The sequence below is a fragment of the Propionibacterium sp. oral taxon 192 str. F0372 genome, from assembly GCF_000413315.1.
Taxonomy (GTDB): domain Bacteria; phylum Actinomycetota; class Actinomycetes; order Propionibacteriales; family Propionibacteriaceae; genus Brooklawnia.
The window spans coordinates 2,323,812-2,350,799 of record NZ_KE340297.1; the positions used below are offsets into that span (position 1 = coordinate 2,323,812).

Annotated in this window: 22 protein-coding genes; 4 read left to right on the plus strand and 18 right to left on the minus strand. The window is 61.2% G+C overall.

Annotated elements, in window-relative coordinates; all coding sequences use genetic code 11:
- Positions 1-110: 110 nt before the first annotated feature.
- The 3 genes from HMPREF1531_RS10865 to HMPREF1531_RS13985 all read right to left on the minus strand — a co-directional run bounded on the left by HMPREF1531_RS10865 (position 111) and on the right by HMPREF1531_RS13985 (position 4,121).
- Positions 111-2,954, minus strand: coding sequence for a vitamin B12-dependent ribonucleotide reductase (locus tag HMPREF1531_RS10865; RefSeq protein ID WP_442852407.1), 2,844 nt, complete (start codon positions 2,952-2,954; stop codon positions 111-113).
- Between the two features lie 84 nt (positions 2,955-3,038).
- Positions 3,039-3,497, minus strand: a complete 459-nt coding sequence (gene nrdR / locus HMPREF1531_RS10870) for a transcriptional regulator NrdR (RefSeq protein ID WP_016670007.1) — start codon at positions 3,495-3,497, stop codon at positions 3,039-3,041.
- Between the two features lie 207 nt (positions 3,498-3,704).
- Positions 3,705-4,121 carry a DUF2752 domain-containing protein gene (locus tag HMPREF1531_RS13985; RefSeq protein ID WP_198011046.1) on the minus strand — a complete coding sequence of 139 codons (417 nt, stop codon included), beginning with the start codon at positions 4,119-4,121 and terminating at the stop codon, positions 3,705-3,707.
- Between the two features lie 90 nt (positions 4,122-4,211).
- On the opposite strand from HMPREF1531_RS13985, the gene HMPREF1531_RS13075 reads away from it, so the two are divergent.
- Complete coding sequence (locus HMPREF1531_RS13075) at positions 4,212-5,504, plus strand: RDD family protein (RefSeq protein WP_016670009.1); 1,293 nt, start codon at positions 4,212-4,214, stop codon at positions 5,502-5,504.
- 132 nt (positions 5,505-5,636) lie between these two features.
- Here HMPREF1531_RS13075 and HMPREF1531_RS10885 read toward each other — a convergent pair whose 3' ends face one another.
- Positions 5,637-5,972 carry a hypothetical protein gene (locus tag HMPREF1531_RS10885; protein WP_016670010.1) on the minus strand — a complete coding sequence of 112 codons (336 nt, stop codon included), beginning with the start codon at positions 5,970-5,972 and terminating at the stop codon, positions 5,637-5,639.
- Positions 5,973-6,195: 223 nt separating this feature from the next.
- Here HMPREF1531_RS10885 and lexA point away from each other — a divergent pair, with 223 nt between their 5' ends.
- Positions 6,196-6,984, plus strand: coding sequence for a transcriptional repressor LexA (gene lexA / locus HMPREF1531_RS10890; protein WP_016670011.1), 789 nt, complete (start codon positions 6,196-6,198; stop codon positions 6,982-6,984).
- Here lexA and HMPREF1531_RS10895 read toward each other — a convergent pair whose 3' ends face one another.
- The 5 genes from HMPREF1531_RS10895 to miaB all read right to left on the minus strand — a co-directional run bounded on the left by HMPREF1531_RS10895 (position 6,985) and on the right by miaB (position 13,730).
- On the minus strand, positions 6,985-8,997 hold the full coding sequence (locus tag HMPREF1531_RS10895) for an ATP-dependent DNA helicase (protein WP_016670012.1): 2,013 nt from the start codon (positions 8,995-8,997) through the stop codon (positions 6,985-6,987). It lies immediately after the preceding gene.
- Positions 8,990-10,378: a GTPase HflX gene (hflX, locus tag HMPREF1531_RS10900; RefSeq protein WP_016670013.1), complete on the minus strand. Its 1,389-nt coding sequence runs from the start codon at positions 10,376-10,378 to the stop codon at positions 8,990-8,992. Before hflX ends, HMPREF1531_RS10895 begins: the two co-directional genes overlap by 8 nt.
- Positions 10,375-11,208: a diaminopimelate epimerase gene (dapF, locus tag HMPREF1531_RS10905; RefSeq protein WP_036899140.1), complete on the minus strand. Its 834-nt coding sequence runs from the start codon at positions 11,206-11,208 to the stop codon at positions 10,375-10,377. The genes hflX and dapF overlap by 4 nt, the downstream gene beginning before the upstream one ends.
- 115 nt (positions 11,209-11,323) lie before the next feature.
- A complete protein-coding gene (gene miaA, locus HMPREF1531_RS10910; protein ID WP_016670015.1) occupies positions 11,324-12,244 on the minus strand; it encodes a tRNA (adenosine(37)-N6)-dimethylallyltransferase MiaA in 921 nt (306 codons plus the stop codon).
- A 1-nt stretch (position 12,245) separates the two neighbouring features.
- Positions 12,246-13,730 carry a tRNA (N6-isopentenyl adenosine(37)-C2)-methylthiotransferase MiaB gene (miaB, locus tag HMPREF1531_RS10915; RefSeq protein ID WP_016670016.1) on the minus strand — a complete coding sequence of 495 codons (1,485 nt, stop codon included), beginning with the start codon at positions 13,728-13,730 and terminating at the stop codon, positions 12,246-12,248.
- A gap of 146 nt (positions 13,731-13,876) precedes the next feature.
- On the opposite strand from miaB, the gene HMPREF1531_RS13735 reads away from it, so the two are divergent.
- Positions 13,877-14,020, plus strand: a complete 144-nt coding sequence (locus HMPREF1531_RS13735; RefSeq protein ID WP_156860259.1) for a hypothetical protein — start codon at positions 13,877-13,879, stop codon at positions 14,018-14,020.
- Positions 14,021-14,113: 93 nt separating this feature from the next.
- On the opposite strand, the gene HMPREF1531_RS10920 is transcribed toward HMPREF1531_RS13735, so the two are convergent.
- The 3 genes from HMPREF1531_RS10920 to HMPREF1531_RS10930 all read right to left on the minus strand — a co-directional run bounded on the left by HMPREF1531_RS10920 (position 14,114) and on the right by HMPREF1531_RS10930 (position 16,048).
- Positions 14,114-14,554: a regulatory protein RecX gene (locus HMPREF1531_RS10920; protein ID WP_016670017.1), complete on the minus strand. Its 441-nt coding sequence runs from the start codon at positions 14,552-14,554 to the stop codon at positions 14,114-14,116.
- A 68-nt stretch (positions 14,555-14,622) separates the two neighbouring features.
- The gene (gene recA, locus HMPREF1531_RS10925) at positions 14,623-15,669 is read right to left on the minus strand and encodes a recombinase RecA (RefSeq protein WP_016670018.1); all 1,047 of its coding nucleotides are present in this window, start codon (positions 15,667-15,669) and stop codon (positions 14,623-14,625) included.
- Between the two features lie 184 nt (positions 15,670-15,853).
- Positions 15,854-16,048 carry a DUF3046 domain-containing protein gene (locus HMPREF1531_RS10930; protein WP_036897784.1) on the minus strand — a complete coding sequence of 65 codons (195 nt, stop codon included), beginning with the start codon at positions 16,046-16,048 and terminating at the stop codon, positions 15,854-15,856.
- Between the two features lie 73 nt (positions 16,049-16,121).
- On the opposite strand from HMPREF1531_RS10930, the gene HMPREF1531_RS10935 reads away from it, so the two are divergent.
- Positions 16,122-20,489 carry a DEAD/DEAH box helicase gene (locus HMPREF1531_RS10935; RefSeq protein WP_016670020.1) on the plus strand — a complete coding sequence of 1,456 codons (4,368 nt, stop codon included), beginning with the start codon at positions 16,122-16,124 and terminating at the stop codon, positions 20,487-20,489.
- A gap of 28 nt (positions 20,490-20,517) precedes the next feature.
- Here HMPREF1531_RS10935 and HMPREF1531_RS10940 read toward each other — a convergent pair whose 3' ends face one another.
- The 6 genes from HMPREF1531_RS10940 to HMPREF1531_RS10965 form a co-directional block, all read right to left on the minus strand.
- Positions 20,518-20,778 carry a helix-turn-helix domain-containing protein gene (locus HMPREF1531_RS10940; protein WP_016670021.1) on the minus strand — a complete coding sequence of 87 codons (261 nt, stop codon included), beginning with the start codon at positions 20,776-20,778 and terminating at the stop codon, positions 20,518-20,520.
- A gap of 67 nt (positions 20,779-20,845) precedes the next feature.
- A complete protein-coding gene (locus HMPREF1531_RS10945) occupies positions 20,846-21,349 on the minus strand; it encodes a CinA family protein (RefSeq protein WP_016670022.1) in 504 nt (167 codons plus the stop codon).
- Complete coding sequence (pgsA, locus tag HMPREF1531_RS10950) at positions 21,342-21,971, minus strand: CDP-diacylglycerol--glycerol-3-phosphate 3-phosphatidyltransferase (RefSeq protein WP_016670023.1); 630 nt, start codon at positions 21,969-21,971, stop codon at positions 21,342-21,344. Before pgsA ends, HMPREF1531_RS10945 begins: the two co-directional genes overlap by 8 nt.
- Positions 21,972-22,006: 35 nt before the next feature.
- A complete protein-coding gene (gene rimO / locus HMPREF1531_RS10955; protein WP_016670024.1) occupies positions 22,007-23,431 on the minus strand; it encodes a 30S ribosomal protein S12 methylthiotransferase RimO in 1,425 nt (474 codons plus the stop codon).
- Positions 23,428-25,965: an FtsK/SpoIIIE family DNA translocase gene (locus HMPREF1531_RS10960; RefSeq protein WP_156860260.1), complete on the minus strand. Its 2,538-nt coding sequence runs from the start codon at positions 25,963-25,965 to the stop codon at positions 23,428-23,430. The genes rimO and HMPREF1531_RS10960 overlap by 4 nt, the downstream gene beginning before the upstream one ends.
- Positions 25,966-26,019: 54 nt before the next feature.
- A complete protein-coding gene (locus tag HMPREF1531_RS10965; RefSeq protein ID WP_016670026.1) occupies positions 26,020-26,979 on the minus strand; it encodes a thiamine-phosphate kinase in 960 nt (319 codons plus the stop codon).
- Positions 26,980-26,988: the final 9 nt, after the last annotated feature.

Here is a 26,988-nt window from a genome sequence, read left to right on the forward strand (position 1 = left end):
TTGTGTATGCGCCACCTATTGGTCATCATGTAAGAAAAATTTGGGCTGATCGCCACTGACGACGAAAAAAACTCGGGGCGGGTCGGTGACCCACCCCGAGCAGTGATCGATCAGGAGCAGCCCGAGGTGGATCCGCAGCCCTCACAGACATAACAAGATCCCGACGGGCGCATCTTCGTACCACAGGTCATGCACAACGGAGCATCAACCGCCATCCCAGTGATGGACTCCATCAATTCCGAAGTGGTGTGCGGTTTCGCATCGATGAGCGAGGGCTGGATGGGACCGGCTTCGTCCACCTGAAGGTTGTCGGCCGCGTCATTCTTCAGCTGTTCGTATTCGGGTAGTTGGGCCTCGTCCTCCTCGGACAGGTAGGAGCCGGTCTCCACATAGCGGGCCCGCTCGGCTGAGGTGAAGATGCCCAACTCAGCCCGCTCATCGAAGGACAGGTAGTCCAGAGCGAGGCGACGGAAGATGTAGTCCATGATCGACTGGGCGATGCGGATATCCGGGTCATCAGTCATGCCCGCCGGCTCAAATTTCAGGTTGGTGAACTTCTGTACGAAGCTCTCCAGCGGTACCCCATACTGCAGGCCGATGGATACCGCGATAGAGAAGGCATCCATCACACCCGACAGGGTGGAACCCTGTTTGCCTAGTTTCAGGAAAACCTCACCGAGCCGACCATCATCATAGGCGCCCGAGGTCATGTATCCTCCGGCCCCGGAGACAGCAAAGGATGTGGTGCGACCGCTACGGGACTTCGGAAGGCGCTTACGTCTAGGCCGGTACTCGATCCGGACCTCGGGAGCAGCGGTCTGAGTCGCCGACTTCGCCTTGGCGTCGGACAGCGGCTGACCGACCTTACAGTTGTCTCGATAGACGGCGATAGCCTTCAGCCCCAGGCGCCACCCTTCCATGTAGACGTCGGCAATTTCTTCGACGGTGGCCGATTCGGGGAGGTTGACGGTCTTGGAGATGGCCCCAGACAAGAAGGGCTGCACCGCAGCCATCATCCGAACGTGCCCCATCGGCTTGATGGAGCGCACTCCCATGGCAGTATCGAAAACTTCGTAGTGGTCCTTTGACAGGTGTGGTGCGCCCACGACGTTGCCGTGTTCTTGGATGTATGCCACGATCTCGGTGCTCTGATCCTGGTTGTAGCCCAGGTTGGCAAGCGCCTTGGAGACTGTGAGGTTGACGATCTGCATCGACGATCCACCAACCAGCTTCTTGAACTTCACCAAGGAGAAGTCCGGCTCAACGCCGGTGGTGTCGCAGTCCATCATGAAGCCGATGGTGCCAGTGGGCGCGAGCACAGAGGCCTGGGCGTTGCGGAAGCCCTGGATCTCTCCCAGTTCGACCACCCGGCTCCACTGCTCTCCAGCTGCATCACGTACTTCAGAGTCAATTCTGTTGAAGGTGCGCAGGTCATCGTTAGCCGCCTTGTGTTTGCGCATCACTCGGTTGTGCGGGGCGGCATTGATCGTGTATCCCTCATAAGGACCCACGATTCCGGCGAGTTCTGCGGATCGCCGGTAGGCGGTGCCGGTCATTAAAGATGTGATGGCAGCTGCCAAGGCACGTCCGCCCTCGGAGTCATAACCCTTGCCGAGAGCCATAAGCAAGGCTCCCAAGTTGGCATAGCCGATGCCCAGCTGACGGAACTTCCGGGTGGTGTCACCGATCGGTTCGGTCGGGAAATCGGCGAAGGTAATGGAGATGTCCATCGCGGTGATGATCAGTTCAACGGCCCGGGCGAATTTCTCGACGTCGAAGGTGTCATCCGTGCGTAGGAACTTCATCAGGTTCAGCGAGGCGAGATTGCACGAGGAGTTGTCCAAGCTCATGTATTCAGAGCAGGGATTGGATGCGTTGATCCGTCCGGTGTTGGGGTTCGTGTGCCAGTCGTTGATGGTGCCGTCGTACTGCACGCCGGGATCGGCGCACTCCCAGGCAGCCCTGGCGATCTTGGTGAACAGTTCCTTGGCGTCCACCTCCTCAATCACCTCGCCGGTGGTGCGAGAGCGAAGACCGAACTTTTCGCCATCGATCACGGCGCGCATGAACTCATCGGAGACCCGCACCGAGTTGTTGGCGTTCTGGTACTGAACCGAGGTGATGTCTTGCCCACCGAGATCCATGTCGAAACCTGCATCACGCAAGGCGCGGATCTTGTCCTCTTCGCGCGCCTTTGTGTCGATGAACTCCTCGATGTCGGGATGATCGATGTCCAGTACGACCATCTTGGCAGCCCGGCGGGTGGCCCCACCCGATTTGATCGTTCCGGCCGAGGCATCGGCCCCACGCATGAAAGAAACCGGGCCCGAAGCGGTGCCACCAGAGGAGCGCAGCAGTTCCTTGGAAGAACGGATCCGCGACAGGTTGAGTCCAGCACCAGAACCGCCCTTGAAGATCATTCCTTCCTCGCGGTACCAATTCAGGATCGATTCCATCGAGTCATCTACCGACAGGATGAAACAGGCAGAGACCTGTTGGGGCGCTGATGTGCCGACGTTGAACCACACCGGCGAATTGAAGGAAAAATATTGGTTGAGCAGCAGCCAGGTCAGTTCTTCCCCGAACACCTGAGCATCCTTCTGGGAGGCGAAGTAGCCGGCCTCGAGACCAGCAGAACGGTACTTGTTCACCACTCGGTCGATGAGGGTGCGCAGGCTCGCCTCTCGAGCGGTGCTACCCTGGGCCCCGCGGAAATACTTGGTGGTCACGATGGTCGACGCGTTGGCCGACCAGAAATCAGGGAACTCAACTCCCCGCTGTTCGAAGACAGTCTCCCCTGTCTTCCAGTTGGTCTGCACGACATCGCGTTTCCCCCAAGTCACCTCGTCATAGGGATGAACGCCCTCGGTGGTGAAGACACGGTCGACGACGAGTCCCCTAGACTTCGGCGTCCGGGATGATCCCGTCTTGCTGCTTTTCTCGGTCACACTCATCTCCTGGGTGGTTGCATACCTGTTTCTGGTTCTTAGACGGCCGGGGCCAGGACATCACCGTGCCGCAAGCCACCGGCATTCCGATCAGTCGGTGACTGACCCTTCGGTTTCCATTCGTTCGATTTCATCAACGAAGTCCTGGGCCGACTCGTAGTGCTTGTATATAGATGCGAAGCGCAGATAGGCCACCGGATCAAGTTCCGACAGCGGCCCAAGGATTGCCACTCCCACGTCTTGGGTGGGAACTTCAGCCTGACCCGAGGCCCGGAGACTCTCCTCGACCTTCTGCCCCAGCCTGGCAAGTTCTGCCTCAGTGACCGGACGGCCCTTGCAGGCCTTGCGCACCCCGTCGATGACCTTCTGTCGGTTGAAGGCTTCGGTGACCCCGGAACGCTTCATTACCACCAGCTGTGTCTGCTCAATGGTGGTGAATCGCCGACCACACTGCGCACACTGCCGCCGACGACGGATCGAGCACCCGTCCTCGGTGGCACGGGAGTCGAGTACACGGGTGTCCGTGTTCCGGCAAAACGGGCAGTACATGCATCTCCTATGGGTCAGCGAAAGCGGTTCACAGAGCACCCTAAAAACACAACTTGTTGATGAAAGGCATCCATAAAACTACTAGATGTAGTTACCGTACACCCGAACCGCCCCCTGTCGGGGATATCGCGGGCGTGTTGTGTCGATCTCATCGGCGATGCACCACACGCGATCACACAGCACCATCGGTAGGGCTGCGCAAGGGGCTCACACGAGATTCCTGACGACCATGAAGATTAGGCCCGTGACACCCAACCACCGGTAGACCCGGTTCTGGGTAACTGGTCCGACCCACAGTGGCGGACGCAGCCGTGGCCCACCCATTGCCTCGACGATCCAGGCCAGCACGCAGACCCCTAGCACGATACCCAGGCAAGTCGTCCAGGCATTCAGCGACCAAGCGCCCGCAAGGTCGCCATTGAGCACGGCACTGGCTGCTCTGGTCGTGCCACACAGCGGACATTGGATTCCGGTAAGGGTGAACAGCGGGCAGGGTAACCCAACCCCTAAAAAGGCGTGGACGGCCAAGATTGCAGCCCCGGCGCAGGTAAGACCGCCGACACCTGCCAGGGCTCTTCGTGCGTCGAAGGGGGTTCTGGGATCGGACCTAGATGTATGCAACACGCAACCATTGTGCCGCGGACACCAGTTCGCTCTGGCCTCAAGAACACCTAGGATGATTGCGTAAGTACCGAAATCTGAACGGAGAATCCCTTGAGCGGTGAATACTGGGGTCGTCCCGACGGCCAGCAGCCCAGCGGCCAGAATCCGGCCGGCAACACCAACTACCCCACTCCTCAACCGCAGGAGTCGGCCAACACCGACCAGCCCGGGAGTGAGGCCTCCGCCCAGGGGTGGACCACCCCAGGCTACGGAACCCCAGCGCAGCCGGAGCAACCCGCACAACCATCCACCCCCAGCTACGGGGTACCTGCTCAGGGTATGCCCACATACGGCACCGGCTACGGATCGACCGACAACGGCCAGCCCGCTCCGAGCGCCTCGTCAGGCTACGGAACCGATCCATCCACCCCCAGCTCGGGTTACGGCTCTTCTTCCAGTTACGGAACCCCACAGCCATCCGGATACGGAACCGACGCCTCCACCGGCTATGGCTCCACCTCCGATTATGGAAGCAGCACTTCTGCTTCGCAGGTCGGCTACGGAACCTCCACCCCGGAGTCATCTGGGTATGGGACCACTGACTATGGCACTAGCGAGACGGGATCGACCGGATCCCCATTGGATCTCGGTGCTCAGAGTTCCTACCCCTCGACCGCTCCCCAAACGCAGAGCTACGGGACTCCCCAGTCGGGCTACACCCAGCCCGCCGATGGCCCTTATTCGAGCGGAGGTTATGACTCCCCGACCCCGGGCTATGGCGCCACCACCGACTACGGCAGCGCATCCCAGGGCTACAACAGCTATGCCCAGACCCCGCAGGACCAGTACGCATCGGCCGGGAACTACGGCTACACCACGCCGAACTACGGGACAGCACTCACCGGTCCGGTAGCCCCCAATGGCCAGCCCCTCGCTTCCTTCGGCAAGCGAGTGCTGTCCTACTTGGTCGATTTCGCAGCTCCCGGCATTGTTGCGTACACACTCGCAGGAATCGGTACAGCTACCGGCTCAGAGACCCTGGCCGGCGTCCTGACCCTCATTGGGTATGGTGCTTACTTCGCTTGGTTCCTGTACAACACCGTGTACTTGGGCGGCACCACCGGCCAGAGCTGGGGCCGCAAGGTCGCCAAGACTCGTCTGCTCAGCGAGGCCACCGGCCAGCCGCTGGGCATGGGCATGGCCTTCCTACGCCAGTTGGCTCACGCGGTTGACGGCATCATCTGCGATATTGGCTACTTGTTCCCACTGTGGGATGCCAAGAGGCAGACTATTGCCGACAAGATCGTCGGCTCCTTGGTGGTGGATGAATCATCCATGGGAACGACTGGCTACGACATGCCTCAGCAGCCCACTACGCCGCCTCAGCAGCCCTATTCTTACTGATCCGACGGGGTTACACACAGCGCTCCGATCATCGGCCAACACGTGATGAAGGGGTGGTCCCGCGCAATAATGCGGGACCACCCCTTCAATGTCATCGGACGTGCCAGACCATGCCTGACCGTTGGAGCATTCTCAAGCGAGAGGGGCACCCAACGCAATGAACTGGGTGATGATGAAGACCACTGCGGCACCAAAGATGACGGCAACGATTCCCATGATGAGCGCCAAGCCACGATCGGTGAACTGCCACCGCTGCGCTGGGGTTGCCGGTCGAACGATCGTTCCGGCCTGCAGTAGGGACAGCGGTCGATTGCCGTCGCGCATGGGCAACGAGGGCTGGGCGGGACGCCGACCAGGAAGAACAGGTTGGTTAGCACGGGTGATGGGTCCGCGTCGAATGGTCGGCACAGTGATGCTGCGAACACCGCGTCCTCGGTGCTGGTGCAATCGGCGGGTACCGGTAAGCATGCTATCTTCCTCCATCCATCGGACAGCCGTCCATGAACGAACAGATGTTCGTCGAACTTTTGTTCGATCAATACCCTAATCGCTCAACACGGATCGTTCAAGTGTTCGATTGCGGGTTTTGGGCGTCGCCGATCCCAATCACCAGGCATCGGCAGTTCCCACAAGACCGGACATTCTCGAACATGTGTTTGATTCAGTTGCGACATTCCCCTAGCGTGATTCCATGGTCACCGTTCGGCGCATCACAGCACAGAACTCCAGAGGAGCTGATCGTCCCAGTCGGGTAGGCATCGCGAACCACGTTACCGATGCGTCATCCGACTTTCCTTCGGCCCAGGTCACCGGACTGCCGGACAGCCCAAGCGATACCGATGGCCTGAGTCCGCGTCAGCGTCGCATCCTCAAGGTACTGCGAGAGACCGTCGCGACACGTGGTTATCCGCCCTCCATCCGGGAACTGGGCGAGGCTGTAGGACTGGCCTCACCTTCCTCGGTTTCCCACCAGTTGAAGGTGCTGGAGGCCAAAGGTTTCCTACGCCGCGATCCGAACCGTCCCCGTGCCTTGGAGGTCATCCACCCTGTCGACCCTGCGGTTAGCCAGGCTACTGATCCCACAGGGGTCGGCGACGAGTTCCCGGCCGCGATCCATGTACCAGTGCTTGGGCGCATCGCTGCAGGGACGCCGATCCTCGCTGAAGAACAGATCGAACAAGTGCTGCCGTTACCCAAACAGCTCGTCGGCCCCGGACAGTTGTTTTCCTTAGAAGTACACGGCGATTCGATGGTCGATGCCGCGATCTGTGACGGCGACTACGTAGTTGTTCGCCAGCAATCCACTGCGGACAACGGGGAAATCGTCGCCGCGATGATCGACGGGGAAGCCACGGTCAAGACCCTGCACCGCACCCCGGGGCAAGTGTGGCTGATGCCGCACAATCCCGCATACCGGCCGATCGACGGGAATGCGGCGACCATTCTCGGCAAGGTCGTCGCCGTTTTGCGCAGCCTTTGATCAGGACCCACCACGCAGCCGCTGCAACGCCCGGATTGCCACTTCATGGTTCGTCGTTGTCCAGAACGGTGGTAGTGAGGACAACAGGAAACCGCCGTAACGTGCGGTAACCAGCCGTGGATCCAAAATCGCAACGACACCACGGTCCGTATCGCGACGGATCAACCGCCCCGCCCCCTGAGCGAGTAACAGAGCCGCCTGAGTGGCCGCCACCTGCATGAACCCGTTGCCTCCCGCCCGGGCGACGGCCTGCTGACGGGCCTGCATCAACGGATCGTCGGGGCGCGGGAAGGGGATCTTGTCGATGACCACCAGCTGACAGGTGTCGCCAGGGACATCAACCCCCTGCCACAGACTCATCGTGCCGACCAGCACCGAGCTCTCATCCTCAACGAAATGCCTAGTCAACTCTGCGAGGTGATCCTGTCCCTGGCACATCACCTCAAGAGTGGGGAAAGCTGTCCGTAGATATTCCGCTGCAACCTCGGCCGAACGCTGGGATGCGAACAATCCCAAGGTGCGGCCTCCTGCAGCCCATACGAGTCCGGCGAGTTGCTCTAGGGCATCGGCTGATATTCCCTCAGGTCTCGGATTGCCCAGCCCCGCCGCCACATAGAGGATTCCCTGCCGGGCATAGTCGAAGGGAGATCCAACGTCGAGACCCCGCCAGGAACTCTCGTCGACCACCTCATCATCCAAGGCGATCCGGTCATTTTTACACAACCCGACCGACCCAGCAATTGCGTCGAATCTTCCGCCCAGGGTCAGGGTCGCTGAGGTGAGGATGGTGGTGTGCTGGGACAACACCGCTTGGTTCATTAATCCTGCCACCGACAGCGGGGCGACGCTGAGCCCATCACCGAGACGCTCCGACCTGGTGGTCCAGACCACATCCAACTCGCTGAGCTTCGCCATCCGTTCGCTGGTCTCGAAGAGGTCCTTCATTACCCCGGCCACCAGACCCCGTCCCGGATCATCCGGCTGATCCTTGTCTAAGGAAGCTGACACCTGGGAGACGGCCCTGCGACTGGCCTCACGCAAACGTTCAAGCACCCCGCCCAGTGCTTCCTCCGGGGCCTCCACACGTCCCGGATCGCGAGCGGCCAAGGCACCCCGGAGTTCATCGGCGAGACCAAGCAGATCCACACCAAGGTCATCATCCAGCCACGGCAGACATCGTTGGGTGGTACGTTCGACAAGTCCAGGATTCAGTTCCGCGGTCGCGGCATTAGTGACCCGGGCGACGAGCTCGTGGGCCTCGTCGATGATGACCGCATCGTGTTCGGGCAGGATACTGCTGTTCGTCATGGCTTCGATGGCCAGCAGGGCGTGGTTCGTCACCACCAGATCTGCCCGCCGGGCCCGCGCCCTGGCCTCCTCCACAAAACATTCTGCGCCATAAGGGCATTTACTTGCGCCGATACACTCCCGGCTGGACACCGAGACCTGCGCCCAAGCCCGCGCCGAATGGGATGGCGCGTCGTCGCGATCCCCCAGTTCTGCGGATCCGGCCTGAAGCTCCGCCCACTCCCGAAGAGTGAGCACCTCCGCGCCCAGCACCGAGGCGTCGTCGCTGCCTGCCGCACGGGTGGCATCAAGGAGATCCGTCCCACCCAGCAACGAGTCCTGGGTAGCACCAGGTTGGTCACGCACCTTGAGCAGGCACACATGGTTGGATCTTCCCTTGAGGATCTCGGTGCGCGGGGTACGACCCACGACAGCGGCCACCGCCCGGGCAGCCACCGGGATGTCCTTGTGGACGAGCTGATTCTGCAGGGCCAGTGTCGCCGTCGCCACGACCACGGTCCGGTCATGAAGTACCGTCCAGCTCAGCGCCGGGACGAGATACCCCAAGGATTTGCCGGTACCGGTACCAGCCTGGATGAGCAGATGACCACCGTCATCAAGGGATTTGCTGATGGCATGCGCCATCTGCTGCTGACCGATGCGGGATGTGCCTGCGACTCCGCGAACGGCCTCGGCTAAGACGTCGTCGAGTTGCGGATCACTCACTCGCATTCTCCAGGGCACTGGCCAGGTCCGGATACACCCAGGCATGGATGTAGGTTCCATTCTCCCGGTGCTCCACGAGGATCAACTCGCCTTCCTTGTGCACCCGGTTAATCAACTCGCCGTGGGTCCAAGGAATGACGAATTCCACCTCGACGCCGGGCACCGGTAGGCCGGATTCCACGGCCCGGCGCACCGCGTCGATTCCCTCCCCAGTCCGGGCTGAGCAAAACACCGCATCGGGATTATGGGATGCGAGGATCATTAGGGTATCGGGATTGGCGGCATCGATCTTGTTGATCACAAGTTGTTCCGGGCGATTCCGGGCACCAATCTCGCCCAAAACCCGGTGGACCGCCTCGATCTGTCCTAGCGGGTCCGGATCGGAGCCATCCACCACGTGCACCAACAGGTCAGCATCAAGGGTTTCCTCTAATGTGGAACGGAAGGCCTCGACCAAGTCGGTGGGCAGGTGCCGGACAAATCCGACGGTATCGGTGAGCGTAAACACCCGGCCCGTGGCGGTTGTCGAGCGGCGGGTGGTCGGATCCAAGGTGGCAAACAACGCGTCTTCGACAAGAACCCCGGCGCCGGTGAGCCGGTTGAGCAGGGAAGACTTGCCGGCGTTGGTATAGCCGATGATGGCCACTGATGCCATCTTGCGGCGCAACCTGTCAGACCGCTTGATCGCCCTGGTCGAATCCATATCGCGCAGCCGTGATCGCAACACCGAGATGCGATGGCTGATCCGGCGGCGATCCGCTTCAATCTTGGTCTCACCCGGGCCCCTACCGCCGATACCAACGCCACCGGAGGCACGGCCACCCACCTGACGTGACAGATTGCCGCCCCAGCCACGCAGCCGCTGCTTGAGATAGTTAAGCTGCGCCAGCTCCACTTGGGTACGGCCTTCCACCGATTTCGCGTGCTGGGCGAAGATATCGAGAATCAGCGCGGTCCGATCTATGACCTTGACGCCCAGCCGGTCCTCAAGAGTGCGCAGCTGAGCCGGGGAAAGCTCCCCGTCGCAGATGACAGTATCGGCCCCGTGTACTCGTATCTCATCGGCGATCTCCGCCACCTTCCCAGATCCGACATAGGTGGCTGGATCGGGGTACTGGCGTCGCTGCACCAAACCCGCCAGTACCTGGGAACCCGCGGTCTCGGCGAGGGCCTTCAACTCAAACATCGCATTGTCTGCATCGGCCTGGGAACCTACGGTCCACACAGAGACGAGCACCACTCGCTCCAAGCGCAAACGTCGGTACTCAACCTCGGAAACATCCTCCAGTTCGGTGGACATTCCCTGGACGCGACGCAGGGACCTCCGGTCGGCCAAATCAAGTTCTCCGATGTCGGCCGACTCATCGGTCTTCCGGCTCATCGCGCCCCCTGCTCGGGAACCTGCACGGTGCCATGGGCGACGACAACGGCCGGTCCGCTCAGCCAGATCTCCTCTCCCAGGGAGACACTGAGACTCCCACCTGGCACACTAACCCGTATTTCATCTGGTGATTCGAAGGTGCTGCGGGCGTGGGCGACAGCGGTGGCGACGACCCCGGTACCGCATGACATAGTCTCCCCGACCCCGCGCTCGAAGACCCTCATGTGGAGTCCTTGCGGGGTAACGACAGCGAATTCCACGTTGACTCCCGCCGGAAAAATAACCGGATCGAAGCCGGGTGCTTGCTCCAAGTTGAGTTGACGCAACTGATTCAAGGTATCAAGAAAGACGACAGCGTGAGGGTTGCCGACGTCCACAACGGTCGCTGACCACTGCCTACCGTCGTGGGTGACCCAGGTCGGTTCCTCATGAAGGGTCACCGCCCCCATGGAAATCCGCACCACTCCGTCGGGCAGCACCTGTCCGGTGCGGACCCCTGCCCTGGTGGCAACCGGAACCGGAACACCGGTGGTGATGAGACCCTGCTCGTCGAGGTGGCGGACGAAGACCCTCAACCCGTTGCCGCACATCTCAGCAATGGACCCATCGGCATTGCGGTAATCCATGAACCATAGATCCGGATCACCCTGCCATTCGGGAACCAGCCCGGCACGAACCGCCCGCAGCAGCCCGTCGCCCCCGATACCGCCACGGCGATCGCACAGCCAAGCGACGGTGGGGACATCAAGCCTGATCAAGTCGTCGTAATCGGTGAGAATCACGAAATCATTGTGGGTGCCGTGGCCCTTGGCGAAGTTGAGAGTCTGCACTCCGTAATTGTCCCACCGGTGGTCAACCACGGCGAAGTCGCACCGCCACAACCGGGTTCCTTCATAGCACCCGGGTACCGTGCAATGATCCGACTGGCTTGTCTCCTGATCCGGGTCACAGGTCGGCGATGAAACCCGCGTTGTTCTCGTCATCAGCCGACAGCCATGTGATCCGGTGATCGCGTTTGAACCAACCAAGTTGTTTGCGCGCGAGACGCCGGGTCCCGTCTGCAGTCAAGGTACGCGCCACTTCTTGGTCATACTCCCCCGCCAAGTGGCCCAGCACCTGGTGATAGCCCAATCCTCTGGAGGCCGTGAGACCTTGCCGAAGACCTTTGTCAACGAGGCCCCGCACCTCAGCAACCAGCCCTTGGCGCCACATAGCCCCAACCCGGGCATCGATTCTCCGGTCCATCTCCGCACGTTCCAAACGCAGTCCGAATTGGTGCACGTGCGCCAAGGCATATCGAGGCTGTGGGAGCCGGGGTTGGAAGGTTCCGGTGAGTTCGATGACCTCCAAGGCCCTGACTACCCTGCGTGCGTTGCCAGGTAGGATCGCGTCGGCCGCATCGGGGTTGATCTCGCGGAGTCTGGCATGCAGGGCCACCGACCCGATCCTGTCGCATTCTTCCTGCCAACGCTGACGCACCACCGGTTCGGTTCCGGGAAAGTCGAAGTCGTCGATGATGGCCCTGATGTACAGACTCGACCCGCCTACCAGAATGGGCACCACCTGCCGGGAACGCAGAGCGTCGATGATCTGGCGCGCCATTGCCTGGAAGTCGGCCACGGTGGCGGTCTGGGTGACCTCCATGATGTCCACTAGGTGATGCGGTATCTCCTGCAGTTCGGCACGGCTTGGTTTGGCAGTGCCGATGTCCATTCCCCGGTAAACCAGCATGGAATCTGCGTTGACGATCTCGGCCTTGCACCCGTCGGCAATCAATCGTCGAGCGACCTCGATGGCTAAGGAGGATTTGCCGCTGGCGGTCGGGCCGACGATCACCAGCAGAGGAAGGGATTCGGCCTCAACCACCTCAGCTTCTCCCGAGGCTCGGTATCCCCAAGGCGACGCCGCGAGGACGTTCACCTGGTTGATTTGCGGCCTCCCAGGCGTCTCCTCCGCGGGTTCTGCGCAGGTCGGTGATCGGGGCATCGGCCACCAGATGGTGCGGAGCAGCCCGGGTGATCACCGTCCGTGCGATATCTCCTGGCCGGGGGCATGCGGCGGGGTCCTCGGGTGCAGCCACGTGCACGAGTCTGTTGTCCCGGCTGCGACCGGTGATCCGTTCGGTGGCAGCATCCTTGCGTCCCTCACCAATGGCAAACAGTACTTCGACAGGGGTACCGACGAGGGCCTTGTTCTCCTGCCAGGCGATATCGTCGACCAACTCGACCAAACGCTGGTAGCGCTCGGCGACGACCGGTGCGGGCACCTGATCGGGCATGGTCGCAGCCGGAGTACCAGGGCGGATGGAGTACTGAAAGGTATAGGCGGCGGAGAACCGCGCGGCCTCGACCACCTCCATTGTTGCTCGGAAGTCATCCTCCGTCTCACCCGGGAAACCAACGATGATGTCGGTGGTAATCGCGGCATCCGGCATGGCTGCACGTACCTGGTCGAGAATGCCCAGGAACCTGTCGCGCCGGTAGGAGCGGCGCATGGCCCGCAGCACGGCATCCGAACCCGACTGCAACGGCATGTGCAGGCAGTGCATCACATTGGGGGTCTCGGCCATGGCCTTGATGACGTCGTCGGTGAAGGACGCCGGGTGTGGTGAGGTGAATCGGACACGTTCCAAGCCCGCGATCTCCCCGCAGGCCTGCAGCAATTTCGCGAAGGCTCCACGGTCACCAAATTCCACCCCGTAGGTGTTGACGTTTTGCCCCAGCAAGGTGATCTCCTGGACGCCTTGGTCAACCAACATCCGAATCTCAGCAAGAATGTCGCCCGGGCGGCGATCAGATTCCCTACCGCGAAGCGAGGGCACGATGCAGAAGGTACAGGTGTTGTTACAGCCCACTGACACCGATACCCAGGCCGCATAGGCCGAGTCACGTTTGGCCGGCAGATTGGATGGGAAGGTCTGTAAGGCCTCGACGATCTCAACCTGGGATTCCTGCTCGATGCGTGCTCGTTCCAGCAGCACCGGCAGGGAACCAATGTTGTTGGTTCCGAAGACGACATCGACCCACGGCGCCCTGCGAGTGATCTCCTCGCGATCCTTCTGAGCCATGCATCCACCCACCGCGATCTGCATCCCGGGATGCTCACGCTTGATCCGCGCCATGTGACCCAGATTCCCGTACAGGCGGTTGTCCGCATTCTCCCGCACAGCGCAGGTATTGAAGACGACCACGTCGGCATCCGCCAGTTCCTGGTTATTCGACGGTGCCGGGACCAGACCGGCCTGCTCCAGCAGGCCGGAGATCCGCTCGGAATCATGCGCGTTCATCTGGCACCCGTGGGTGATCACCTGATAGGTGCGGGGCGATGCGAGGTCAGGCTGTGTGGTAATCATGGCCCGACCACTGTAGTCGGACCGCTCAGCTGATGCGAAGTATGCAGCGGGTAGCGGTGGAAGGCCGTGTCCGTCTCGACGAACCAGGCAGGATCACGATCCACGAAATCCTCCTTCAATCCCGATCGAAGTGTTAAACCACCGGTATGGTATTCACCTTGCTGCCGCACATCGATGACTCTGGTTTCTGGGTCGCATCACGGTTCCTCAGGCTGGATGTGGCAGGAGATTTGCGGACTTGGGCGGTGCTGTGGGCTGGGTTCCTCGGCATAACGATCATCTTTGGCTGACCGCCTGAGCATCTTGGTGGGTGAGGGATTCTCGTCCTTAATACCCACCACCGCAACGATCACCCAATCCGAGTAGCGGGGAGAGCACCCGGATCAGTCGTCACCATTCAGGGCACGCCGCGCGCACTCCCAGGAGATCTCCGGGGAGAAACCTCTGCGTCCGAGCACGGAGACCAGTCGTCTCAGCGCCTTATCGTGGTCCAGTTTGGCCATCGTGCTGGCTTTTGTCCGAGCAATTTGGAGGGCAGCTTGGTACTCTGCGCCGTGATCCACCACCGAGATAGCTTCATCAATGGTCTCGGGGGCAATGCCTTTTCGCCGCAGTTCCATCGCCAGCCTGCCTGCCGGAAGACCGCGGGCCCGGTGCCGTGATTCCACCCACTGTCTGGCGAATTCGAGATCGTCGACCAGGCCCAGTTCCTCCAACCGGTCCAGAACCCGCCCAGCGATCTGCTCGTCGGCTCCCTTACGGATCAGCAAGGAAGTGAGCTCGGCACGCGAGTAGGCCCGGCGGTCCAGTGCTCGAAGCGCCATCTCACGGGTAAATATCCAAGGATCTGCCGACTGATCAGGCCCGGTCGGCTCCGGGACTTCTCGCCGACTCAGAAGTCCTCCTCAATAACTTCACCGGTCGTTGGGTCAATTCCCTCGGGTACTTCTCCCATTCCCAGGGCATCACGGATCTTGCGGTCGATCTCGTCGGCAATTTCGGGATGGGCGATCAAATGGTTGCGAACATTCTCCTTGCCCTGCCCAAGCTGGTCGTCGCCATAGGTGAACCAAGAACCGGCCTTGCGAATCACGTTGGCCTCCACGCCCATGTCGATCAGCGAACCCTCGCGCGAGATGCCCCGTCCGTACATGATGTCGAACTCAGCTTGCTTGAACGGCGGGGCCACCTTGTTCTTGACAACCTTCACGCGAGTACGGTTGCCGACCATCTCACTGCCATCCTTGAGGGACTCGATGCGCCGCACATCAAGGCGCACCGAGGAGTAGAACTTGAGCGCCCGGCCGCCGGTGGTGGTCTCGGGGCTACCAAACATGACGCCGATCTTCTCCCGTAGCTGGTTGATGAAGATGGCAGTGGTGTTGGCCGACTTCAGGGCACCAGTGATCTTACGCAGCGCCTGACTCATCAACCTAGCCTGCAGGCCCACGTGCGAATCACCCATCTCTCCCTCGATCTCTGCCCGTGGAGTGAGGGCAGCCACGGAGTCGACAACGATGAGGGCCAATGCCCCCGACCTGATAAGCATGTCGGCAATTTCTAGGGCCTGCTCACCGTTGTCTGGCTGGGAGACCAGAAGAGCATCGGTGTCCACGCCAAGAGCCGCGGCATAGGTTGGGTCCAAGGCGTGCTCGGCATCGACGAAGGCGCAGATGCCGCCCTCGGCCTGCGCATTCGCTATGGCATGCAGGGCTACTGTCGTCTTTCCGGAGGATTCCGGGCCATAGATTTCGACAATTCGACCGCGGGGTAGCCCACCGATGCCGAGAGCGACGTCGAGGGCGATCGACCCGGTCGGGATTACCTCAATGGCAGCATGGGTCTGGTCTCCCAGACGCATGACCGATCCCTTGCCGTGTTGCTTCTCGATCTGGGCGAGAGCGGCTTCCAGCGCCTTGGTGCGATCCGTTGCAGCCATCTTCGAGTCCTTCCTGTGGTCAGCAGTGCTGAGGAAATCGTGGTAATCCGACACCGAGAAGATAGGCGGCGGGACTGACAAATGCTCATCCTGCGCCAAACCTGTGGACAACCCGGTGGGTCAACACATGGAACAGTATACGAACATTTGTTCGAAAAAAAGTTGCGAACGAGCGTGTTCTAGTTCAACGTTCCCGGGCAGGCAGCTCGAGGTGCGCCCACACTGCACGCCAGATGGTCTTGCACCCCACCCCATCATGCAATGCCTCGCACACCGTGCGCCCCTGCAGATCGGCGAGCACCACCTGCTCGGCCCACACTAAGGCATAGCCGGAGCCGAGATGGGATTCCAGTCTGCTCCACAGCTCTGCCTCACGCATGGTCACCACCATACTGGGCGACTCACGCCACATCGCATCGCAGAATGTCACAGCAAAGCGTCACAATGAAGCCATGACGGATCGCCGAGACCCATTGCAAGGTTTCTCGACACCCACCAAATCGTGGTTTACCTCCCGCTTCCCCGCACCCACCCCGGCCCAGTGCGGCGCCTGGCAGGCGATCGCTGGTGGGGACGATGTATTGGTCATCTCCCCCACCGGATCGGGCAAGACCCTCGCGGCCTTCCTCACTGCTATCGACCGCATCACCGGAACCTGGGATAACCCGACCACCAGCGTGGTTTACATCTCTCCGCTCAAGGCCTTGGCCGCCGACGTGGAAAAAAACCTCGCCATTCCCCTGCGCGGAATCGAGGAGGCGTCCCGACAACTGGGTGCCCCCAGACCACCGGTACGGGTCGGTATGCGCACCGGCGACACCGACGCGGCCCAGCGCCGACGACTAGTCACCCATCCCCCCGATATCTTGGTCACCACTCCCGAATCCCTATTCCTCATGTTGTCCAGCGCCGCACGCCGCACCTTGGGGTCGGTGTCGACGGTCATCGTCGACGAGGTGCATACCCTGGTCGGCACCAAGCGAGGCGCCCACTTGGCGCTGAGCTTGGAAAGACTCGCCGAAATGCACCCTCACCAACGTATCGGGCTGTCCGCGACGGTGTCGCCACCGCAGGCCGCAGCAAGGTTCCTGTCAGGTGAGCGCCTCTGCACGGTGGTAAGTCCACCGATTCGTCATGACTGGGACGTGCAGATACGCAGTGCCGTTCCCGACATGACCGACCTCGGCGTCAACCTCACCACCCGCCGCTCGAACTCGATCCACCCACTCATCGCCGAGCAGATCCTCGATCTTTGCGAGACACACACCTCCACCCTGTGTTTCGTCAATTCTCGGCGCCACGCAGAACGCCTCACGGCGAAGATCAACGAACTCCATCTAGAGCGTCAAGGACAACGACTGCCCGACGAGTTGCCCTCCAGCTTCGTAGGTGTCGATGCCACCTGTCGGGGTGGGGACATCGAAGTAATGGCGATGGCGCACCATGGTTCAGTGAGCAAGGAACACCGCGCTTGGATCGAGAATCAGCTCAAGCAAGGCCAGCTCAAATGTGTCGTGGCCACTTCCTCCCTAGAACTGGGCATCGACATGGGCACCATCGACCTGGTCATTCAGGTGGGGGCACCCATTTCGGTCTCTTCTGCACTGCAACGGGTCGGCCGTGCCGGGCACCAGGTCGGTGCAACATCGCGATGCGTGTGGTTTCCCATCACCCGTGATGACCTGCTCACCTCCACTGCAGTACTGCAACTGATGACCGTTAACGCGGTGGAGCCGATGCACGAGCTCAGCAATCCGCTGGACGTGCTTACCCAGCAGCTCGTCTCCATGTGTCTCGACAGATCCTGGGATCCTGGCGAGTTGTATGTCTTGGTGAAACGCGCACACCCGTTCTCTACGCTGCCGCGATCCCTTTTCGATGCAGTCGTCGACATGCTGTGCGGCGCCTACCCATCAGAGGAGTTCAGTGCCCTGCGTGCCCGACTGGTCCGGGATCCCTCAGACCGGTTGAGGGCCCGCACCGGGATGCGGTCAGTAGTCACGCGCAATGCCGGGACTATCCCCGACCGTGGCCTCTACCCCGTTCTGTTATCAGGTGACGGAACCGATTTACGGCATCCCACCCAACGCATCGGGGAACTTGATGAGGAGATGGTCCACGAATCACGGGTGGGTGATCTCATCACTTTGGGAACCAGCAGTTGGCTCGTCGATGCGATCACCGCCAATCATGTCGTTGTCTCCCCGGCATCCGGTCGGGTGGGTCGGCTGCCTTTCTGGCGCTCGGACGCCCATTCGCGCCCTTTAGCCATAGGCGGCACCCGAACACAGATTGCCGATCAGCTACTCACCGATCCGAAATCAACCCGGTCCCGGCTGGCAAAGCTCGGTCTCGACGAATGGGCAATAAACAATCTGACTGCACACGTCTCGCAGCAGGTAGAGGTTACCGGGGTGCTGCCCGGTGAGAATCTCATCCTCATCGAACGGTTCCGCGATGAGTTGGGCGACTGGCAGGTATGCATCCATTGTGGTCTTGGTACCGCGATCACCACCGGACTCGGGATGGTCATGGAGTCAGTGCTCGGTAACCGTGCGGGGCCCCCGGTCCAGGTGACGGCCATCGACGATGGCCTTGTGCTGCGCATCCCAGATTCCGATTCCGTGGCACCGGGCACAGAACTGCTCATGGATCTGCCCACCGAGATCGAGACAGTACTCACTTCTCGGGTGGCCTGCTCTGCGCTGTTCGCCGGACGTTTCCGGGAATGCGCAGCTCGAGCCCTCATGATTCCGCGTTCCTTCAAGGGCGGCAGGTCACCCTTGTGGCAGCAGCGGCTGCGGGCATCACAGTTATTAGATGTAGCCCGGCACCATCCTGATTTCCCAATCACCTTGGAGACGATGCGTGAGTGCCTGGAGGACGTCCTCGACCTGGACGCACTCAGAGATTTGCTCATCGGTATCCGGGAGGGAACTGTCCGAGTGGTCGACGTGTACACCGAAACCGCATCCCCGATGGCCCGGGGCATGATGTTCAACCTGCTCGCTGGGCTGGGGGCGATCTACGACACCGACCAGCAGCTGACCCCCGAGGGGGGAGCTGTCCTCGACTTGTCCCCGCAGGCCCTCGACGATTTGCTGGGGCGCCCGGCCACCACTGATCTATTGGATCCGGAGGTGGCCGATGAACTCACTGCACAGATGCAGAACTTGGCCCCAGGATGGATCTGCGATGATGTAGAGGCCGTGTGGGACATGCTCGCCCGGATCGGCCCGCTGACCCCTGACGAGGTGGAACATCGCTGCGATCCCCCACAGCAGCAGTCCGCCGGGGGGTGGTTGACCGAACTACGAAATGATGCCCGCGTCATGGTGTGGGGCCGGTGGCTAATGACCACCCAGGATTTCTCCTGGCTACCCAATGCCTTGGACGGTGACCGCAAAGGGTTGGAGCGGCTGATCGCCAGATGGGCCCGGAATCACATCATGATCCGGGCCACCGACATTGCGGAACGTTTCGAACTACCCATGGATTTGGTGGCCGAAGCGGTGGCCACTGTGGCCGCAGAGCAATCATGGAATGTGATAGGCAATGCCCACATCACATCAGCCAACTTGGCCAAAGTCCGTTCCCGTACAGTGGCCCGGAGGCGTGCCACAGTGCGCCCCGTCACCGCCGACGACGTCGGACGTTTTCTCACCCGCTGGCACGGGCTTGACGAACCGTCCAGCGGGGCCGCCGCCCTAAGTGAGGTGGTCAGCCAGCTCAGTGGGGTGCGCCTGCCGTTGTCCCAGCTGGATCTCGTGTTGTCCGGGCGTATCGCCGACTACGACCCAGCCGCGCTTGATGCCTTACTGTCCTCTGGGATGCTTCGTTGGAGAGGGGCAGGCGCGATTGGTGCCACCGATGGGTGGATCGAATTGTGGGCAGTCGGCATACCGGCCCACGAGTGCTGTTCAGAATTGTCGCCAGAAGCCACCACAATCCTTGAACGGCTGCAGGGTGGTGGGTCGTGGACCATTGCAGAACTCTTCGCTGATGCTCGGGACCATATTTCGACCCGGGCTGTGGTACAGGAACTCGTCTGGTCTGGAAGCATCACCTCGGCCTCCTTGTCCACACTACGGCAACTGTGTGGGACCTCTGCTGCCCAAGTACGGGTCCGTGATCCGCGCCCGGGGGCGAGAAGATCCCGGCGCTTATTGCGTATTCCACCAACCGATCCCATACTGGCAACCACCTGGCGGGCCTGGTCGGATGACAAATCCGATCCAGCCACTCTCGCTCTACGCGATCTCGATCTGCTTATCGACCGTCAAGGGATCATTTGCCGTCCGGGTTTCGAGACCCACCACCTGCCAACCACTTTCTCCGATGTACGTCGGTTGGCGACTCGCCTGGAGGAGCGCGGCGAATTGCAGCGAGGTTGGTATTGCCCCAAACTAGGCGGGGTCCAGTTCACCACCGGTCAAGTGGCAGCCGGGCTACGCAATCAGGATCCCACCGGGATGGTCGTGTTGGCTGCTAGCGACCCAGCAAATCCCTACGGTTCGGTGCTGGCATGGCCGACAGATCCTGACTGCCATCCCACCCGTTCGGCGGGTAGCGTGGTGGTGATCAACGATGGGCATTTGGTCGCCCATCTGGAGCGTGGGCACAAAACGATGCTAGTGCTCACTGATGACGAGGAAGGCGCTTCGGCACTGCGCAGGTTGTGCGCCGAATTGGGTGACCTGACGATCACAAAGGTGAATGGAACCCCGGCCCTATCCACGCGTCGTGGGCTCTTCGAGGCCGCAGGAGCGGTGATGGTTCCCCAAGGGTGGCGATTGCGTCGCGGCTCGCTGAGCGACTAAACCCTGCTAACGCTCTCGTCTTCCTGCCTCAAGCAGCGATTGGTTCCGGGACTCGCTCGGTGACCGCGAACAGCCGCGCCACCTCACCGTAGATGGCCGATAGCGGTACACCGAGAGCATCGCTGATTGCGTGGAGCAGTTCTGAGGACGCCTCCTTGTGGCCACGCTCGATCTCTGAGAGATATCCCAGACTCACCCTGGCTGCGAGAGAGACCTCCCTGAGAGTGCGGCCCTGGCGCATTCTCTCGGCGCGCAGAACCTCTCCGAGCAGTTCTCGTGTCAGTGCCATGTCAGCGCCTCCGATCAGGTCGTGTACAACATTCAACAACTGCTCGGAGCAGGATTATTCCCGGCAATCATGAGAAATTTTCCTTCAGGCATACGAGCAGCCAGGACAAGGCTCCATGAATGGTTTGTTCCCGGATCTCGGCACGATCCCCGGCAAAACGGAATTCCCGGGCGCGCACCCTGTCCGACCAGCGGGCAGGCAGTGCAAGCCCCACCCACACAGTTCCGGGTTCCTCCCCATCCTGGGAATCCGGACCGGCAACCCCCGTAGTGGCCAAGCCGATGTCGCTGCGACAGGTCCAGGCTGCACCGACGGCCATCTGCCGAGCAGTAGGCTCGTTGATCACCCCTTTGGTGACCACCGTGTGTGCATCCACCCCGGCAAGGGAGACCTTCAGATCGCTGGCATAGGTAATCAGTCCGCCCCGGAAGATCGCTGAGGCTCCAGGAATCGATGTGAGTATCGCTCCAAGTCCGCCGCCGGTCAGTGACTCGCAGGTGGAGACGCTAAGCCGTGCGGCCCGCAGTTCCCAGATGACCTGGGCCGCCAACAAGTGAGTCGTTTCAGACATCTTCGGCAGCGGCTGGGATATCACCAGCCTGTTCGGAGAGCCAGCGTTGCCGCAGCTTGTGGGCCTCCCACAGGTAGTCGATTCCGGTGAACACGGTCAGCAGGAAGGCAGCCCACATTAGGGTCCATTTGGTCACCTCGAAGAAAGTTCCCAGCGATGGCGCCCACGCCAGGAAGGCGATGAGTGCGAAGGACTGGATCAGTGTCTTGAGCTTGCCACCCTTGTTGGCCGCCATGACCCCATATTTCAGAATGGCGAAGCGCATGGCGGTAATACCCCATTCCCTCCCCAAGATGATGATCGTCATCCACCAGGGCAGCTCGCCGATAATGGACAGCACAATGAAAGCAACCCCGGTCAGCGCCTTGTCGGCGATGGAATCCCAGATTTTCCCGAAATTGGTCACCATGTTGTATTTGCGGGCAATCTTTCCGTCCGCCATATCAGTGAGGATCGCCAAGGTGAATACAAGAGTGGACCACAGACGTTGCGACTGTTCATGGGGAGCAGCCAGAAAGACGACCACAAAAACCGGCACCATCACCATTCGTGCGATGGTCAGGATGTTGGGCAGGTTCCAGGCAAAGGTGAGCTGATTGTCTCCCGGGACATCCTGGGACATGTGGCCTCCATCGTTGTGGTGCCTTGAACTCTACGTCAGTCCACGGTGCGGGCGAGCAGATCCACCCCAATCGAGTCCACGACGAGCGCATCGACGAACTGGCCGACCGCTGCGGTGGAGTTGAGCAAGGTAGTGGTTCCGTCTACCTCGGGACCTTGGTGCGCTGCCCGGCCCACCACGCCTTGGTCATCTAAGCTTTCCGCCAGCACAGTAACGCGCTCACCTACACGCTCAGCGGCGCGCTGGTCGCAGACCTCATCAATCAACTGGGCGATCCTGGCATGACGTTGCGCTATCTCCTCCACCTCGACGTGACCGTCGAGGGATGCCCCCTCAGTGTGCTCCTCGTCGGAGTAGGCGAAGACCCCTGCCGCGTCGAATGCGGCATTACAGATGAAATCGGCGAGGATCTCCACGTCCTCCGGTTCTTCCCCCGGGAAGCCAACGATGAAATTCGATCTGACCCCGGCATTCGGTGCGGCTTCCCGGATACCCCCCAACAACTTGATGAAAGATTCCGGGTCGCCGAATCGTCTCATCCTGCGTAGTACGCGCTGGGATGCATGCTGGAAAGAGATGTCGAAATAGGGCACGACCTTCTCGGTCGATGTGATGGCGGTCAGCATGTCGGGGGTGATCTCCGCGGGCTGCACGTAGGAGACTCGGATCCACTCCAGCCCTTCTATGCCTGATAGTCGTTCCAGGAGGGTGGGCAGTGGATGGCGGATGCCGAGATCTTTCCCGTAGGAGGATGTGTTCTCACTGACCAACATCACCTCACGAACTCCTTGAGAGGCCAGCCACCGGGCTTCGGTGACGATTTCATCAATGGGCCGGGAGAGGTAGGAGCCCCGGAAGGATGGGATGGCGCAGAAGGCACAGCGCCGATCGCAACCGGATGCGATCTTCAGTGGGGCGAATGGCCCGGTGTGCAGTCGTCGGCGCAACACCCTAGGCCCGGAGGCCGGGGCCAGCCCAGTCGGTAGGTTTGCAATGCCAGAATGGCCAGGCACGATTGCAGAGACCAAATCCTGACGCGCATTAGGCGCAGCGGGCAGTAGAGTCCGACGGTCAACGGGAGTGTGGGAACCCAGACGGTTCCCGTCGAGCAGAGACTTCAGCTTTCCGGCGATCTTCGGGTAAGCATCGAAACCGAGAACCGCATCCGCCTCGGGTAATGCCTCGGCCAGTTCGGTTCCGTAACGCTCGGCCATGCATCCAACAGCCACTACTGCCTTGGCCCGCCCGCTGGACTTGTGATCGGAGGCAGCAAGCAAGGTGTCGATCGAGTCTTTCTTCGCCTGTTCGATGAACCCGCAGGTATTCACCATGATGACCTCAGCCGCATCCGGGTCATCGACCAGGCAGAAGCCGTCCTGGTCGAGCCTGGCTGCCAATTCCTCGGAATCGACGTCGTTGCGAGCACATCCGAGGCTGATCAGGTGGACCGATGTGTTCACTGCTCTCCTGCGAGGTTAGCCAAGACCTCGTCGAGGTCATCGGGTTTGACCAGCACCTCTCGTGGTTTCGATCCCTCGGATGGGCCGACGACCCCCCGGTTCTCAAGAATGTCCATGATGCGACCGGCCTTGGCGAAACCGATGCGCAGCTTGCGCTGCAGCATCGAGGTGGACCCCAATTGGAGTTCGACTACATTGCGTGCTGCATCCAACACCAGTTCCAGATCATCGCCAATGTCCTCGGCAACCTTGGGAGCCGAGGAAGCCGCGTCGTCGATGTCGGAACGGTACTGTGGGCTCACCTGTGCCTTCAGGAATTCTGCCACCTCGTGGATCTCTGAATCCGCGACCCAGGCGCCTTGGACACGCATCGGCTTAGCTGCACCCATCGGCAGGAACAAACCGTCGCCCTGACCGACGAGTTTCTCCGCACCTGGCTGGTCGAGGATGACCCGTGAGTCGGTCATTGAGGAAGTCGCAAAGGACAGACGTGACGGGACATTCGCCTTGATCAGACCAGTGACCACGTCGATGGAGGGCCGCTGAGTGGCCAGCACCAGGTGGATGCCCGCAGCACGGGCCAGCTGGGTGATGCGCACGACGGAGTCTTCGACGTCGCGCGGGGCAACCATCATGAGATCGGCCAGCTCATCAACGACCACCATGAGATAGGGATAGGTGATCAGTTCTCGTCCGGAGCCCGGCAGGGGCTGGATTTCCCCGGCCCGCACTGCAGCGTTGAAATCGTCGATATGCCGGAACCCGAAATTGGCTAGGTCGTCGTAGCGCTGATCCATCTCCCGGACAACCCATTGAAGGGCTTCGGCTGCTTTCTTAGCCGAGGTGATGATCGGTGTCACCAGGTGAGGGATACCGGCATACTGGGTGAGTTCCACCCGTTTCGGGTCGATCAACAGCATCCGTACCTCGTCGGGGGTGGCCCTCATCATCACCGAGGTGATCAACGAGTTGATGAACGAAGACTTGCCCGATCCGGTGGCTCCAGCCACCAACAGGTGGGGCATCTTGGCTACATTAGCCAGCACATATCCGCCCTCGACATCCTTGCCCAGCCCAACGGTGAGCGGATGATGATCGTTGCGTGCCTTCTGGGAACGCAGAACATCACCCAAAGAGACGATCTCCTTGTCGCGGTTGGGGATCTCAATGCCGATAGCAGAACGACCGGGGATGGGTGACAAGATCCGCACATCGGCCGAGCCGACTGCATAGGCAATGTTTTTGGTGAGACCGATCACCTTCTCGACCTTGACACCGCTGCCCACCTCAATCGAGTACCGAGTGACAGTCGGGCCACGGGTGTAGCCGGTTACATTGGCGTCAATGTCGAATTCTTCGAAGACTTCCTGGAGCTTCCCGACAACCGCATCCGAGGCCTCAGTCCGCGCCTTGGGAATGGTCCCCGCCTTGAGCAGGGCGGAATCCGGAAGAGTGTAAACCACATCACCCGACAGCATCAGTTGCTCGCTGCGTGCCGGGTGCTCAGTGTGAGCCGGTGGTTGAAGTTCGGCCGGTTCGGCGACCTTGACCTGGGACAGACCGGCGGTAACCGGGGCTCGGCCTATCGACAGCGAATCTTGGGCCGGAGCCGACTGGCTAGAAGCCTCGTCGGGGTCATCAATGGGATCGGCGTCGATGTCATAGAACTCACCGTTGGATGTGACCGGCGAGATCTGGGGAACCGAGGGCTCATCGGATCCAGCGACGATCGGCGACTCATAAGGTTCGTCGTGGAATTCCTGCCGGGCAGCCATAGCCTCGCGCTGTTCGGCAACCTTGCCGCCGATCCATTCCTGGATGTCACGGAACATCTCAGCCCATTCGGACAGAGGTTTACCAATCACCACGAGCATCCCGAATAAGCAGACCATGGACAGCACGAAGGCCCCCAACCAGGTCGGCACCAACTCAAGCATGAAGGAAGAAGAGATGTAGCCGACGACGCCCCCATGGGCACTCATTGCTGCGACGTCCGAAGGCCCGGGCAGCGGTTCGGCCGCTAAGTTCACCACCCCGAGCCCGCCCATCCCTAGGCCGACCCAACCGACTACCTGGCGTCCTGCTGGGCCATTGTTAAGCGGGTTGCGCAGGGTGCGCCATGCCATCACCAACATGAGTATCGGGGCAACCCAGGCACCAAGACCCGCCAGCCAAGTGGCACCTCCACGGATCCACTCCCCCACCAATCCAGGCATCCGGAACCAAACAGAGGCCGCGAGTAACAGGGCGAGGATCGTAAGAAACAACCCCACACCGTCCCTGCGGATCCCGGGGTCCAGGGCCTGCGGGTCGCCACCGAAGGAACGCGTGAGCCCGCCCAGCCCTGACGCGCCGGCCCGCCACATGCCTGCTGCGGTACGCAGCACCACATTGGGCTGGTTGTCACCAGCACTCGTCGCGGACGAGGATCTCTTGGAACTTCCTGACGCGCGCGGACTCGACGACTTGGATCCGCCCTTCTTCCGGGAGGCCATGCCGCGAGACCGGGCGGGGGAAGACGCACGGGTCGCCATGATCTCGACCATAACGCACTCACCGGGTCGCTTCCGGCTACCACGCCGAGCTGGTCATCGCCGGAAGTGGGTCCACCCATCCAAATCATCCAGTGAGCGCCCATGGACACTCACCGCTGGACCCTCCTCGGGATCGGGGGCTACCACCTGCCCGATGACCCGCCAGAACTCCGGCACTATTCCGACCGGGAAAGTAGCCACCAAGGCGTAGTCCTCTCCCCCAGCCAGCACGTGACGCAGCGGATCCGAGTTCGTGGCCCGCGCAACGGTGGCGACGGGCTCGTCAACGACCAGCAAGTTCGGGTCGATCTGGATTCCCACGCCGCTGGCCTTGGCCACATGGCCCAGATCGGCGATCAATCCGTCGGAGATATCGATCATGGCAGTGGCCCCAGCCAAGGACGCGATTCTCCCCTGGCCGTGAGGAATTAGCGGACGCCGGTGCGCATCGACGGCCGCTCGCGGGGATCGGAAACCGCGTCCCAAGGCCTCCAATCCCGCAGATGCCCAGCCAAGTCGCCCGCACAGGCAGACCTGGTCCCCAATCCGCGCGGTGCTACGCAGTACCGGGGACCGACCGTCAAGTCCCCCGAAGACCGTGACGGTCACGGTGATGTCGCGAGCGGAACTCAGGTCCCCACCCAGCAGAGCCACCCCCGCAGCTTCTGCCTCCTCGTTGACGCCTGTCATGAAACCACGCACCCAACTCACTGGCAGATCAGCGGGGGCCCCGAAGGCGATCACCATGCCGACCGGTGTTGCCCCCATAGCCTCCAAATCGGAGAGATTGATGGCGACGGCCTTGTGCCCGACATCCTGGGGGCTCGACCAATCACGTCGGAAGTCGACTCCCTCGACCATCATGTCGACGCTGGTCACCACCGATCCATTGGTGAGAAAAACCGCGGCGTCGTCGCCTGGACCAACAGACACCTGGGGAGGCAGTGGTACACGGTGCGCGATCTGACCGATGAGTTCGAACTCACCGATCTCGGCGATAGTCTGCTCGGTCATCTGTCCTCG